This window comes from Acinetobacter sp. V104_13 (genome assembly GCF_031798995.1).
Taxonomy (GTDB): domain Bacteria; phylum Pseudomonadota; class Gammaproteobacteria; order Pseudomonadales; family Moraxellaceae; genus Acinetobacter; species Acinetobacter pittii.
This window is the reverse complement of record NZ_JAVQNP010000027.1, coordinates 69,406-84,904: the sequence shown is the minus strand read 5'-3', so window position 1 is coordinate 84,904 and position 15,499 is coordinate 69,406. Positions and strand designations below refer to the sequence as shown.

The following is a 15,499-nucleotide window of genomic DNA, read 5'->3' as shown; positions in this document are numbered from 1 at the left end:
CCATGCAAGTTTCATTTAATAAACGCACAATTTTTCCAACAGTTTACCGTTCTGAGAAAGACGGTAAAGAACGCGCATTTTTATCTACGACAGTTTTGTCTCCAGTTAAATACAACTTAACTGCAATGCCTGGGATGATGCCAGTTGAACAGATTCAGGCAATCCTTGAGGAATGTGCTGACAACGCACAGGAAGTAGAAATCGAATTTACAGAGCAACAAACTAAGTTTGGTGCACAGATGCAGGTGTTTAGCGTGAAGCCTGTACCTAAGAAAACGCAATAGAATCAAAGGCTTATTAGTGAATTATACGATTGTTCGTATAATGTATATTATGTTAAATAAAAGATTTGGAAACCTGCCATATATAAAGCTCTGCCTCTCTGTGGTGTTGCTATAGCAAGCTTTGACCTTTACTGTAATCCACCACAGTTTGATTAGACTTATGTTCAGTCTTAAGTGTGCATCAGATCTTTATTTTTTGCTTCATAAGAAGTTTAAGCAATTCTCTATGGCTTGTGCTGTTAAATCTCGAATATCTGATTTGATGTTCTCTGCTAATAAATTTGCATCAAACTCACTAGTATCAGGATTAATTGCTGTCTTACTATCGTTGTTAAGCTAGCGTTGCACCCAGAATTGCATGACTTGCTAATTGTGCTGCCTTGTTCTTGTCTTCTTCATGTCCAAACTTCTCGCCAATTACATTGGCTGCAACCTGAATATCAGTTTGTCCACCAAGTGCGCTAGTAATTGCCGTAGTTACTGCATTTAAAGCGCGGCTCTGATCTCCTTGCTTGGTCACCGCTTTTTTATTGGTATTTAAAGATTCATTCTTTAAAACTATATAAGAGTGGATTTGAGTTTTTCCAAGCTGAAAATGGATTGTGGTTAGTTAAACATGTACCGATAGAATTTATTGTTTTTCAGTAGAATGAAAATTATGCTTCCACTCAAAGGTAGAAGCATTTTTCAACAATTAAAAAAATTAAAATCCAATAAGATAAGTTATCTCAATCATATTAATACTATAATTAGATTTCACTAATGACGAACTTTAACCATTCATCAAAATTCTTTTTCTCATAATGATTTTCCCTATTTCCAAGGTCGTACACTAGAACTTTAGGATCACCACTATAATCTGTTGCATCAAAACAAGCTGCCCAGTCACCATCTCTAGCAAATACAATTAAATTTTTACACCCTGTAAGACTAAAATAAATCTCCATAGTTTCATCCAAGGGTTCCACAGCATCATAAAACCACCAAGAGAAGTATGGTATTGAATGTAAAGGTTTTAAATTTTTAGATAATTCCAAATATTTTACAGGATAGTTAAAACCCTGTGGCAGTTCATCTTCACTAAATGGTTTAAAAGTATTTTGAAACATAACAATCTACCTATTTATTTACTCTTTATTACTTTAGGATCAAAAATACTTCCATAAGGAAATTGTATAGACCAATTATCAGGAGATCCCTTCTGGCTAACTTGCTTTTCTACTCTTAACTTAATTGCCTCTCCACAAGCTTTAGGTACAACATTACCTAATTTAAAACGATCTTTTTCTAAGGAAATTAAAGGCGTATTAAAATCCCTAACTTTAGTTTTAACATTTTAATTGTTTTCCAAACCATACTTAAGAATAAATGCAAACTCTTAGAATTAAGAGTTTGCATAAGTAAATATCCGAATCTCACATATTTTCAATATATAAGGCTGACTCAATAAATAATGAAAAGGTATCATTATTTCCCAAAATCATCATTTATAATTTTATTGCAGTTATTTATGTAAAAAAAGGTTAGAAATTCTTGAGTAACAATTAAGCTTCCACCTTATATTTTGGTTTTCCCCATAATTCAGGCATATGAGGAAATTCAACAAATTCCCTATCTATTCTTTCACGGTATTGAGATAAATTGGCGGGAATAAAAGGCTCATGAAACCACTCATCCCATAAAATTAATAAAAAATTAAAAAAATTCTTGTCCCAATTATCCCAACCATCCCAACTGTCCCAATATTCATTGCTAATATTGGGCTTCTGCACATGAGTTGCATCTCCATCCAAATTGTTTAAATCAATATTACCAAGTGGATATTTTTTCTTAGTAATACAATATCTTAAATCTTCCTTATGTTGCAGCATAGATTCTATAGAATGCCATTTATCTATGCTTAGCCATTTATTGATTGCATAGCGAGCATCTTCTACTTTTGAAAAATCCAAACGATAAAATTCATTCTCAAAATTATAAAATTCCACGGTATCAGGATGCCATGCTCCTTCAATTATGCGCTCTATATGTTCTGGGCTAACATCTATCATACCTATTTTCCTTAACGACGTTTTAATGGGTTAGGTTTAGATTGACCTAATTTTAAATTTGGATAGGCTGTAAAAGCTTTCCCTGTTTTAGGGTCGATATTAATGGTTGCAGTATTACTCCAACGATATTCACCTACAGGAATATTATTTCTAACATTTGTTTTAGTATTTCCTGTGAACCCTTCACCAATTGGACGATTAAACTCAATATTTACGCTAATTTGTCCCCGATCATTAGTATATTTACTTGGATTTTGCTTATATAAAGCTTCTGCTTTTCCAATTGCAGTTTGCATATCTGTTGAGTTAAAGAATTTTGAGGCATCAGCAGGTCTACCTTTTCCTCCTGTTTGTGGATTAGTTCCATTCATTGCCCGATCATATTGTTGCTCTAAAGTTGTATAAGCTCCATGTTTACTATCATAATGAGGATTATCAAGTCCACCACTAATATCTGTAGCCTTTTTCTTTCCTATAGCAAAATCAGCTGGAGCATTTGGATTACCATTCAGTACATTATCCAAGTCACCATCACGATAAATATTATTTTCTTTAACTGCTACTGTATCTATCGATACTTTCTTAGGTAATACAGAACCACCGATAAGTAAAGTATTTCCTACTACTTCTAAACCAGCAAATGCTCGATCCAAAGCTGTTATTTCTTGATTCGTAAATAATGTTCTATCTGCAAATACATCATGACCACTTTTTAAAGTATTGGCTACTATAGAAGTTAATGCACCACCTTGTACTAATGCCCTAGAACTGTTCAATTGGTTAACTGAGTACACAACTTGATAGTCCGCAGGTAGCAATTTAGCTTTCATTAACCCTTTGTCATTAACAACTAAATAACGTAATCCAGTAATATCATTTGGATTAGTTATAATTTCTCCTTCTTTGTATTTTGATTTACTAACATTCAAAATTTTCGGCACATTTTGCATTGCAGCTAATGCATTTTGTGTAATTACATTTTTCTCACATTGCGCATTCTTACATGCTTGTAATGCTTGGAAATAAGAATTATTTTTTTGTTTATCTATTTGCTTATCTGGTGTTAATACACCAAATAAATTATTCTCAACAACATTCTGTCCAACTACACCAGCAATCTGCGCACTAAATGCAGAGTCTCCGACAGTACCTCCAACAGCTACACCTATTGCTGAGGTTAGATCACGAATACTTGATTTGACATCTTCCGGCAAAAGATTTGCATCAAATTCACCTCTAGCATTTTGGTAAGCAGGATTATCTTTATACTGTTTAGTTAGGTAGTCTGCGGCTGTTTCGCTAGCAACTGCTGCACTGCCACCTGCGGCTGGATTTCCATTATTTACATAAGCTAATACCGCCCCAAGTATTGCATGTGAAGCCATTTGAGCAGCTTTATTCTTATCTTCCCCATGCCCTAAATTTTCGCCTATTAGCTTTGAAGCATACGGAGCTAAGGTATTAGTCACGACTTGTAAATCGGTTTGTCCACCAAGAGCACCCGTAATTGCTGTAGTTACCGCATTTAAAGCACGACTCTTATCACCACCCATTCCCCATGATTGAGCATCATTAAATGCTTCTGCATAGCCCATATCCTTTTTAACTAGGAAATCTTGCTTAGCTGCCTCAGTCGAAAGACTTTGATATGTTTCCCAATCTACTCCGCCTTCAGCTTGCAAGTCTTTAATTGCTTGAGCTTTCAATTGATCTCGTTCTTTTATAGCAGCTTGTGCCTGATTCTGGCTATAAGTTCTCGTGGCTGCAGCAATTGTTGACGTCGCATCTGCTACTGTCTTTTGCTTGTCTAAAATAGTTTGTAAATTCGGTAAAGTCTCAACCGCTCTATTTGCTGTCGAGGCGTCGCTATGAATACCCAATTGCTCAACCGTAGTTGATTTGCCACCAACCTTAATATTACCTGCACTTAAAGTAGCATAAGTCGTACTGCTGTCTTTGTCAGACTCATGTTGCGGTAAGCTTGGGCTAAAGCTGGTTGCATTGCGCCAATTGTCATTATTGGTTGGTGTTGCTGCTTTACTATCTCCATTTTTACCTTTGCCTAAACTTGTACCACCAGATAGGCTAACTGTAGTCGCATCGTACTGGCTTTGGTTTTCGATATTGCTAAAGGTCAAACGGTTGGTAGACAGATCATTTTTATCTTTAGTTGCAGTCGAAACAATTGCACCGCCTTTTAAATCAACACTATCTGCTTTTACATGGTAACCACCGTCTCCTGCAAATAAGCCAGATTGTTGATTAACACTATTGGAATCACCCGAAGCCTTGCTACTACTAAAATTACCAGATGCCTGCCAAGCTGTACCAAATGAAGCTTGCAAGCGACCTCCTGCTCCAGTTTGTTTCGTATTTTGCTCAACAGTGTCTTGTAAACTTTCAACTTTAAGCTGACCACCTACATTTGCATCAATACGGTCTGCTTTTGCCTGTGCTCCACGTAGAGTGGTGTCACCTTTACTGGTTAAGCTGATATTTTTTGCATCCAAAGTCGTTTGGCTATGCGTATTACTGTCTAAATGATTGCTGCCTTTACCAAAACCAGCCTCACCATAAATGTAAGCACCTGTTTGCGCACCTACAGAGACACCAACACCCACACTTAAGCCCGCATTACTGTTTTTACCGTCGGCTTTATTTTGGCTTCGACCAGACTCCAGAATAATATTTTTTGAAGAATCTAGATTGATTTTATCTTCTGCTTTTACCTGTGTATTTTGAAGATGAATATCGCCATTAGTACTGGTTAGGTTGACATTGCCACCAGCTTTTAAGTTGTTTTGTTGCGAAGTGGCATAGCTGCTATTTTGCTGATTTTTGCTGGTGCTAAAGCCGATGCCAGATTCAGCTTTAAATAGTGCGCCACCTTTTATATCACTATAGGTTTGGTAACCCTGAGCACCTGCTGCAACAGCTTGTAATGCTTGTGTACGGTCATCAGCTTTACTGTTTTTTGCTTTATCTGCAGCATTTAATAAATCAATCAGTGGTGAACTCACACGACTAAATTGTCCAATTTTTAAGTCTTTTGTATTTTCAGACGAACTACCCGTGTCATGGCCTTCTAAAACCTGAATATCTTGCGCCTTAATATTTAAATCTTTCGCAGCAACAACGTCAGCAACTTGTTGGGTATATTGACGGCCTGCCTGAATATTGACATTGCCCTCTAAACTGCCCACTTGACTGCGTTGCTGTTCAACACCTTTACTATTGCTTTGGCTCTGACCATTCATATAGCCATAGAACTGCTCCGTATCCGAAATCTGCGCACTACCAATACCTTTGTTTGAACTCTGCTCACTTTGGCTTTGGCTGTTCTGGCTCGACTTGATATTGATATCACGAGCAGCATTAATGTTCACATCACCTTTTGAAGCAACCGAACTACCGATAATATTAATATCGCCTTGCCCAGTTTGTAACGTTGTTTTTCCACCAACCGAAAGCTGAGTTCCTGTCGTTTGAGTACTACGCCCATCACCATGATTTTTGTTTTTAAATGTTCCAGCAGGTGCAGCCCAATCACGGTTATCAATACTAAAACCACTTTGTTTACGGTCAGCAGTTTGCTCTGAATGACTCTCGGCAATACCCAGATTAATATTTTCCTTAGCATGCAATAATGCATCGCCTTCGGCAGAAAGCTGCGCACCTTGGCTATTAATATTTCCTTCTGTTGCAATAATATTTAAATTGCCTTTAGCGGTAGCTTGAGTGACTACAGCTTGAGTGCTGGATGTATTACTTACCTGATTTGTTTTATTGCTACCAGCTTGGATAGTAACTGGTGTCATTGCTGCCATAGACGCTTTTCGTACAGCTTCACCTTGAGCCATCACCTGACCAACGGCGCTATCAGAGAATTGACCATTGTTCATACTGTTTTTGTAAGCAGATGCGGCAGCCATCGCTGGAGAATAGGTCACACCAACCGAAATACCAGACTGTTTACTATGAACTTCTGAATGTTGCTCATCGGTTGCATATGCTGAATTTAAATTAACATTTGCACCTTTTAGATTGAGGTCTTTTCCTGCATCTAAAATAGCTGCTTCGGTAGTCAAATCTTTACCAGCAATAATCGTTGTATCACCCGACTGACTTCGAATCACACTTTGGGTAAGTGTTGTAGATTTTCCGTCCTCTTTTGTATTCAAGCTAGATTTTGCATAACCTACACTTGCCACTCCATCAGAAAGGCTCGCTTTAAATCCTGATTTCTTAACAGTCTGCTCTTGTTGGTTGGAATATTGATTTTGTGCAGCGGTAATGTTCACATTTTCTTTGGCCTGAATCTGTGTTAACTCATTCGACACCACCTGACTACCACGAATATTGACATTATTTGCATCGAGTAGAACTTTTTTACCGCTGATCGTACTTGCTATCGCTTCACTAGATTGATCATGAGTAAATCCAGTATCTGTCTTACTGCCTAAAGTTCCTTTATGTTTCTCATACCACTGTCGATCAAACTGGCTAGTCTTACGGCCTTCTTCAATATCTAATTGATTAACAGCGGAGAGTTGAGTCGTACCTTGTACGCTATTTAAACCCGAACCTTGTACTTTAATATTTTGCCCATTTAACAATAATGAGCCGTTGCTATTCAGCTGACTACCGACATCTTGGGTTTTCTGGCTAGTCGCATGATTTTGTGCATCACGGTAAGTTGTAAGTTTATAACCCGTTTGTACAGTTCCAATGTCAACATTACCTACTGTATTGATCACCGCTGCGCCGTTGCTATTATTGAGTTCTGCAGCTTTCAGAACCGTATTTCCAGCAACATCAACGACTAGAGTTGCCTTATTTGGTTGAATTTTATTGCCACTACCTACATAAAGCCCAGCAACACGATCCACTCCTGTTGTACTTGAACCAAAGCCACCTACCTGGGTTGTCGATGTTCTTGTCGTAGTCTCAATTTTGAGATTGCCACCGACTTTTATAGCCATTGCATCTTTGGCACTGATTTGACCACCAATATTATTAAGGTCTTTTTTCGTGGTGATATCAACAGTATTGCCCTGAATACGGCCCATCAGGTTATTAATATTATTTGCAGTAATCTGAACAGCTTCTCGACCTGCAATCGTTGAACCATTCAGTAAGTCGCCGTTTAACTTAAAGTTAACACTATTACCCGTAAGTAAAGAACCGTCTCCTTTTAAGTCTCCTACACGAGCTTTTACATACACTTGCGGAACAAGCGCTCTGGTTTTCGTTCCATCTTGTAGAGTCACGTCTTTTTCAACTAACCAAACAATATCACTAGTCAATTGCGCAATTTGTGCAGCACTTAAAGCAATACCCGGACGCAAGCCATATTGTTTGGCAAAAGTCACCCCGTTATTCATTAAGGCTTTATATTGTTCCTCATCGGATGCATAACCTTCCAAGAAACGATAACCAGTTAAGTTAGCTATCTGATCTTGCACCATACGTTGCTCATAAAAGCCATCTCCTAGACGTTTTTGTTGCAATGCAGGGTCAAGGCCTAAAGCATTCAACATATAGTCCGAAGACAACCATTGGTTGTAATTAGTAAAGTTCGGGTCAGTCTCAATGAGATAACCTGCTTTACTATCAGCTCCTGTTCTATACAAGGCGTTATTGGCAACTTTAATATTGTTGTTATTAATGGTACGAATTTCGAGTTGCTCCCCAGTACCCGCTTGATCTGGTGCAGTGGCCTGATCTGAAGTGGAGACACCTGAAACTTGAGAAGCTTTTTGACCTTGTAATTGGTCCAAAACAGAGATTTGAGTGGTATTGTCTTTTTGTTGAACGTTAGATGAGTTTCCATTCAGCCCTGAAGTTTGAACATCAGTTTTTACAGAAGTTTGACCTGCTGCTTGTAAATTTTTATTTTGTGCCACATCTGCTTGCTCAACAAAAGTTGTATTAGATGTAGCTGTTAAATCATTAACATGAGTTGTTTTGATCTGTGCATTCGTGATTGGGCCACCAGCACTCTTAGAAACAGCCGTAATATCTTGATTCGTTTGGTTCAGCTCATAATGATCGGCGACCTGACCTATTGGCACATCAATTGTTGTTTCACTTGAAACTTCAAAAGGTCCCTCCCAATCACCTTCATATTCCCAATGTTTATACACTGTCCCCTGATCTACAACCTTTCTAGTCCCTTTTATGCCATTATCTGAAACAATAGCGCCTCCCAAATTAATAAGCTCTCCTCCAGCTAAAATTTGGCTCTTATCATTAAATACCTGTGCACCACTTAGATCCAGATTTCCGCCTGCTTTAATTTGACCCGGAGCGGATTCAATGGCTTTGGTTTCATAAGTAATTTCACTATAGGTGTATCTCATCCAGTCTTCAAACCAGTTACCACCATCATATTGACCGTCAAAGGTACACCAAGCATTACAGAATTTTTCTAAGCCATCTATACGTGATACTTCAACATTATCATCGGCTATGAAATGCTTATTAATATTATTAATCTGTGCGGCAGATAAGCGCATGTTACCTAAAGATTCAATGGTCGCGCTCTCATTGTTAACCACACTGGCTTGACCAGTCGCTTTACGGTTCTCATCTAAAGCACCGCCTAAATATAAATTTGCAGCACTGAATATAAGTGCCTGACTCGCATAATCTTGTGTATTTGCCAGATTATTTAACACTCCCACACCAAGGTTCATATCACCTCGTGAAGCAATAACTGGAGCCTTACCTTGAATATCTGGCAAGTTATTTAAAGTGTTAGCGCTAATCGCAAGATCTGTACCATAGATACGACCTGTACCTTGGTTATTTACAGTATTTGCTTTTAGTATGGTGTAATCACCATTGATCAGCCCAGTGTTATTAATCTGGCTTTGTGCTTCAATTTGGGTATCGTGACTTTCAATTTGAGCATTGCTATTGTTGGTTATATTGGCTGCATTTAGTTTTAAAATATTGCCTGCATTGATTTTGCCATCATTGGTAATATCCGCAGCAGTACTTAAACTAAGATTGTTATTTGCCTGTAATTGACCTTCTTGAGTCTGCTTAAAGCTTCCTTTTAGAGTAATATTCGCATCGCCCAAACTTGCAATCTGACCATCACCTGTAAGCGATTGAGCTGTAATATTTAAATTTTCACCTGATAGCAACTTGCCTTTTTGGTTATTAATAACAAGCTGATCGCCTTGTAAATTAAGCTCTTTAACGGTGCTGATTTCACCAGATTGGTTACTCAACTGCCCACTAACATTAAGTACAGCATTTTGGTTACTACGGATTGTACCAGACTTGTTATTCAAAGTTTGGGCGCTCAAGTTTAGATTACCAGCATCAATACCTTGAACAGACGTACTATCAGTAAATGTATTTTGGTTATCTAACTGCTGAGTTACAAGATCTAGCTGCCCTGTGGCCATGATATGGCTATCTGGGTCTGTTGCAACTAATTTACCTTGGTTATTGATCTGCTCAATGGTCAACTGCATATCACCCATCGACAAAATCTGGCCAGATTGGTTATTTAGCAGTTGTTTTTGACCCGTCCCTTGTAATTTCAGGTTTTGGGTTGCAAGCAATGTTCCTTTATTATTAATAACCTGATTCGCACTTAAATCTAAATTTTGCCCACTTGCAATGTAACCTTGCGTATTGTCGAGAGCACTAAGATTTTTTAAAGTGAGATTACCTTGGCTAAGTAATCCACCTTGTGTACCGCTATTGGTATTCACCAGATTCTGCCCATTGGTATCAAGCACAAGTGATGTTTTTGCCTGCACAAGACCCTGATCATTATTAAATAGACCAGATGAAATCGAAATCAGATCTGAGCTAATCGTACCTTGTTGGTTAGTGAATGCCTGTTGTTGACTATCTATATTTATCGCTTTTAATGATGTAATTTTGCCTAATTTGTTATTTACACCACCCGCTTTAAGATCAATTACGCCAGACGACTGCAATGATCCGGATTCATTATTTAAAAGTGAAGAACCTGCATTAATATTTAATGCACCGCTCACACTTCCAATTTTACCTTTGGTGTTATTTAAACCATAGCTGTTAAGCGTAAGATTCTGTCCAGCCGCTAAAACACCTGTTTCATTATTCAAAAGACCTGTGCTTTGGAGAGTAGCGCTACCTTGCGCATTAATCTGTCCTGATAATGAGTTATCAATTGAGGCAGCTATCACGGACATATCTTGTCCAGATTGAATAATACCGGCTTGGTTTTTTAATGCTTGTGTACCCGCTTGAACAGTTAAATTACCTTGGGTTGCCAGCTTCCCTTGATTATTAATCAAACCTTGACTATGGATATTGAGGTTTTGATCTGCAACAATTGAACCTTGAGTATTATTAATAGTTTTCTGGCTATTTAAATCGATTGTACCCTGAGCACTGAAGTGTCCAGCTGTATTATCTACAGATAAGGCTTTTGCCGTTAAATCAGTTTTTGCCTGTAATACGCCAGACTGATTGGTGAGAGCCTGATCCCCAGCATCAATAACTAATCCGCCTTGGATACTGCCAATCTGGCCCTGATTATTATTTAAACCTTTACTGCTCAAATTTACATTTTGGTTTGCAACCAAAGAACCAGCTTGGTTATTGATGAGTCCTGTACTAATAATATTTAGTGCATCTTGCGCACTGATTTGCCCTTGCTGGCTATTATCTAAAGTATTCACTTTCAGATTCAAACCAGCACCACTCAGTAATTGGCCTGCTTGACTATTATCTAATGCTCCATTAATTACCAGATCTAAAGCTGAACCACTACCTGACTGAATCGTTCCAGCCTGATTAGTTAAATTCTGACTTGTAATTGTGGTATGAGCATTCGATGCAATTTTCCCTGCTTTATTGCTGATGTCACCCATGCTTGTAATTGTATTATCGGTAAGCGCAAGAATAGTGCCCGAATCGTTATTCAAACCACCACTCGTGATTTTCAGACTCGTTCCTGCTTGAAGTGAACCCGAAGTATTTAATAATTTTTCTTTTTGAGCATCAATGGTTAATGAACCCTGAACACTACCAATTTGCCCCGATGTATTATCCAAGCCCTGACTTTGAATAGAAACGTTCTGATTCGCGGCCATCACCCCAGTTTGGTTATTAATTCCTTGTTGCGATAAAACAGTTAGAGCATCTGTAGCATTAATTTGGCCTTTATTACTGTTATTTATTGAGCCTGCTGTAATTTTTGTAGTGTTGCCCGTCAATTTACCTGACTGACTGTTATCTAATGCACCACTGATATTTAAAGTAAGATCAGCATTTGTCTCAATTGAACCACCTTGGTTATTCAGACTTTGTCCCGTAATTTCTATGGCATCACCACTTTGAATTTGCCCTTTAAGGTTATTTAATTTCTGAACTTTTAAGGCCAAATGTTTTTGAGCAGAGATAAGACCAGACTGATTATCTAAATTTTGAGCGCTTAAAGTCAGATCTTGAGCAGCAAGTATTTTGCCTGCTTGATTATTTAAATCGCCTAAAACTGCATCTAATGAAACATTGCCCTGAACGCTACCAATTTGTCCTGAATTATTGGTCAAACCTTGACTGTGTGTAGTCACATCTTGTTTAGCAATGATTTGTCCAGATGTATTATTAACATCTTTACGACTACTTAAACTAAGTGAGCTTTGGCTATTCATAAGACCAGATTGGTTATTAATCTGATCAGCAGTTACAGTTAAATCTTTTTCAGCTTGTAGAGTTCCAGAAGTATTATTAACTACACCAGATCCTGCATTAATCGCTACAATGCCTTGGCTACTACCAATTTGACCACTGCTATTGTCTAGGCCATTAGAAGTAAGATTCACATCTTGATTCGCCACAATTTTACCAGACTGGTTATTAATGATTCCTAAGCTGGTCAGAGTTAATGCATTTTGTGCAGAAATAAGTCCACTTAAACTATTATCAATAGAACCAGCTTGAATAACGCCATTCTGACCTGCGTAAATTTTGCCTGATTGACTATTATCGAGTAAGGCTGTCACATCAAGTTGTACATCATAATTAAGAGCAGAACTTAACTGACCACCCTGATTATTAAGCGTAGTTGTTTTTAGCTGTAAACCCGATTGGCTCTGAATAAAACCTAATTGGTTATTCAATTGATCTTTAATCGCTAAGGTAAGCGGTTTTAATGTACCGCGCTGAACCATTTGACCTTTTTGATGACTCAAACTATCCGCAGAGATATTGATCTGATTCGCCGAAGTAGTTGCACCATCTAATACAACTTGTCCACCCTTCAATAATAGCTGTCCATTACTGAGAATCTGGCCTTGTGCTCCTTGCAATTGATCGGCAGTGATATTCAGTTGCTGACTCCCTGCATGGATAATCTTTCCAGCTTCATTATTCAGAGCAGACGTGTTCAGGTTAATTGAAGATGCATTACTACTAATTTCACCTGATTTATTATTTAAACCGTTTACAAAATCCAGGGTAAATTCATTGTTCCCAATATGCTGAATTTTACCTTGACTGTTATCAAGTTGTTTGGCGTTCAGCACTATATTTTGAGCACTTAATTGCCCTTGTTGATTATTAATGAGGTTCTGGCTAACTAGGTTGAGTTGATCTTTGGCAACTATGCTTCCAGCTTGTATGGAAATGTTGCCAGTTACACTCCCTAGTTCAATATTTTGTGCCTGCAATTGCCCTTTTGCCGCATCAATATTGCTTTGTGCTTGTACTTTTAAATTACCGCCAGCTAAGGTTTGTCCATGTAAACCGACTTGATCTGAACTAATTGAAACATCACCAGCATTAGCTAATTTGCCTTCACGATCTAGGCCCGCTGCAATCAATCCACCTACACTATGTTCTAAAGTTGAACTGGTAATCTGGACATTTTCCCCAGCCGCCAAAGTACCAGCATTCTGAGTATTTTGTCCTGTAATCGTTAAATCTTGATCTGCATAAACACTACCAGTGTTTTTAAGTTGATCATGCTGTAACTTTATTGATTTAGCTTGAATCTGACCTTGAGTATTATCAAACTGCTGAGCAATACTGTTTAAATTTTGCTGAGCTGCGATAGATCCCTGATTGTTATTAACCGTCACATGTTTCTGATTAATTTGATCTGCAACAATTTGTCCTGATGTATTATTAAGTGATTGGCTATCTAAATTTAAATTGGTTTTAGCCTGAATGAGCCCCTCAGTATTATCAATCGCTTTATTCGCTTTAATATTTACAGCTTGGTTTTCTGAATACACAACACCTGACTGGTTCTTCAAATCACTTGCATTAACGTTGACAATTGCTCCACTAGCAATTTGTCCATCAACATTATTCAACTCACCACTTACAGCTAAATCAAGCTGTCCAATTGACTGGATTTTTCCGCCTTTATTGTTGGCAGACTGAGTTTGAATATTAAGAGTACTATTAGAAGCAAGCTGGCCTTGTTGGTTAGTAAAACTTGAGGTTTGGATATTGGCACTTTTAACAGTAAGCTGACCTTGGTTATTATTAAAGCTATTTCCTTTAATATTGATAGCACCTAAATTAAGTTGGCCGCCTTGGTTATCTAAACCATTTTGGCTGTCCAAATCTACACCACCATTAGCAACAATTGCACCTTGATCATTATTCAGCACATCTGACACATGGATAAAACCAGTATCGTAAGTTTTTGGAGTTGTATCTATTGGAGTTACAACACCTAAACTTCCACCATCTTTAGATGGATCTGTTGGGACCGTCGGAACACTTCCACCTGTAGATCCCCCCGTACCGCCACCAGTATTACTCTTAGCAATTCCAATTTTACCACCAAGATTTGTCATGGAGCCTGATTTTAAATCAAGCCCTTGTATGCCTGTTTGTTCGATAGAACCACTATTTTTTAGATTTTTAGAATTAATCGCTATTCGAGCAGCATTTAACGTACCACTATTGGTAACAATATTCTGGTTTTGGAGATGTAACTCATCTGCACTACTGATTAGACCAGAGTTATTTAAATTTTGGCTCTCAACTGAAATTTGTGAAGTTGCGCTACTGATATTACCTGTATTCTGAATGTTTTGAGCTTTAAGTTGCACCTGATCTTTATTTGCAATCAAATTACCACTATTGACCAGATCACCATTTGTATTCAGGGTAAGGCTGCTTTGGGTACTGTTAATAGAACCAGCATTACGAACACCTAATCCTTGCTCTGTTCCTACTAGAAAGATTTTACCAGCATACATTCCACCAAGTTGGCCCACATCTAAGGCAAAGTTCGGCTGAGGTGTAGATGTTGACCCTGTAGTTGCTTTAATTTGAGGAGTAACTTGGTCTTTGACTTGAATGTCATTTTGTCCAAGTACCGTGCCCAGTTCATTGGCATACAAGCCAGCATTGACTTTTAAGGCACGCGCATAAATATCTGTATAAGGTGTTAAGCTTCCATTTAAGCCTTTACCTTCAATCGTAACTTGCCCTTCACGGACACGGAATGATTCAAGATAACCTTGATTCATTACCGCTTGGCCGGTGGTTAAAGTAAAACGGTCAGCGTTAATCACACCACAGCCATCACAAATTAGACCTGAAGGGTTTGCGATCACGACTTGAGCCTGTTTTCCGGCAACTTCGATATAACCTTTAAGTTGACTTGGGTTACTGCTATTTACCTCGTTCAAAATAACTTTGGCTTCCCCTGTTGCAAGCCATGGGTTGCCTTGTACCCATCCACCAATCTGGGTTTGAGTGTTATTACGCGAGTTATTTAAAATGGCTCCTTCTTGACCAACATCAAACTGCGTATAGGTATTCCGCGAAACACCACCTGCACTTGGAGTCTGAATATTGACTTGAGTTGTTCCATTGGCACTATTTAAAATAGTTGGCTGCTGTGATGTCGGAGCACCTTTGTCTGCAATGATCTGCGTTCCAGCAACACTACTCATTGGTAAGCTGATCACCAATGCCCCTAAACAACCAATAACGGCAAAGTTAAGCGGATTTAGTTTTTTATAATGAATAGGTGAAACAGAAGACGTTATTGAGCCTGTTTCCATTGTTCCCTGACTTTGTCCTGCTTGCTTAGTTTTACTTTTTACAATCTCGGCAACAGCAATAAACATACCGCGAGCATGGCTAAAGATAATACGATAACGGTTCTTATTCATTTTAAAA

4 protein-coding genes and 1 pseudogene are annotated in these 15,499 nt (G+C 38.2%); 1 reads left to right on the top strand and 4 read right to left on the bottom strand.

Annotated elements, in window-relative coordinates; translation table 11 throughout:
* Positions 1-2 precede the first annotated feature (2 nt).
* Positions 3-284, top strand: coding sequence for a hypothetical protein (locus RMB06_RS13135; protein WP_017403086.1), 282 nt, complete (start codon positions 3-5; stop codon positions 282-284).
* Between the two features lie 234 nt (positions 285-518).
* Here the strand turns inward: RMB06_RS13135 and RMB06_RS18275 are convergent.
* The 4 genes and pseudogenes from RMB06_RS18275 to RMB06_RS13115 form a co-directional block, all read right to left on the bottom strand.
* A pseudogene (locus RMB06_RS18275) lies at positions 519-816 on the bottom strand (hypothetical protein); the annotation flags it as partial.
* Positions 817-1,033: 217 nt separating this feature from the next.
* Positions 1,034-1,393, bottom strand: a complete 360-nt coding sequence (locus tag RMB06_RS13125) for an SMI1/KNR4 family protein (RefSeq protein ID WP_151302531.1) — start codon at positions 1,391-1,393, stop codon at positions 1,034-1,036.
* A 435-nt stretch (positions 1,394-1,828) separates the two neighbouring features.
* Positions 1,829-2,335: a hypothetical protein gene (locus RMB06_RS13120; protein ID WP_311079829.1), complete on the bottom strand. Its 507-nt coding sequence runs from the start codon at positions 2,333-2,335 to the stop codon at positions 1,829-1,831.
* An 11-nt stretch (positions 2,336-2,346) separates the two neighbouring features.
* Complete coding sequence (locus RMB06_RS13115; protein ID WP_311079827.1) at positions 2,347-15,492, bottom strand: hemagglutinin repeat-containing protein; 13,146 nt, start codon at positions 15,490-15,492, stop codon at positions 2,347-2,349.
* Between the last annotated feature and the right edge of the window lie 7 nt (positions 15,493-15,499).